This is a genomic window from Anaerotignum faecicola (assembly GCA_024460105.1).
GTDB lineage: Bacteria > Bacillota > Clostridia > Lachnospirales > Anaerotignaceae > JANFXS01.
Map to the genome: position 1 here is coordinate 1 of JANFXS010000483.1, position 405 is coordinate 405.

At 51.4% G+C, this 405-nt stretch carries 2 pseudogenes; one reads left to right on the forward strand and one right to left on the reverse strand.

Going from position 1 to position 405, the window contains the following annotated elements:
• The first annotated feature begins 96 nt into the window (after positions 1-96).
• Positions 97-273: pseudogene (locus tag NE664_14995) on the forward strand (enoyl-CoA hydratase/isomerase family protein).
• 47 nt (positions 274-320) lie between these two features.
• Here NE664_14995 and NE664_15000 read toward each other — a convergent pair.
• A pseudogene (locus tag NE664_15000) lies at positions 321-405 on the reverse strand (enoyl-CoA hydratase-related protein).

Here is a 405-nt window from a genome sequence, read left to right on the forward strand (position 1 = left end):
GTCCGGAAAATATATAAAGGAGGTTTTGACATGGAATATATGCTATATGAAAAAAAAGAACATGTGGCGTGGATAACGATTAACCGCCCGGAAACAATGAACGCGATTTCATCGGCCGTATGCGACGAGATCTTGGAAGCCCTTGATAAGGCGGAAAAGGATAAGGACGTATTGTGCGCCGTGCTTACGGGAGCCGGGGAAAAAGCCTTCAGCGCCGGCGGCGATATAAAGGAAGAGGTGAAGACGACGTCCGAAATGGCAAGGGTATTTTGTGAAAAAGGGCATGATGTCTGCCGCCGGCTTCAAGGGCTGCGCGTGCCTGCGATATCCGCCGCAACAATAAAATCGCACGCCATGGCAAACTCCATTCCTCCGCCCAGCGCGTATCCGTTTACGGCGGCTATC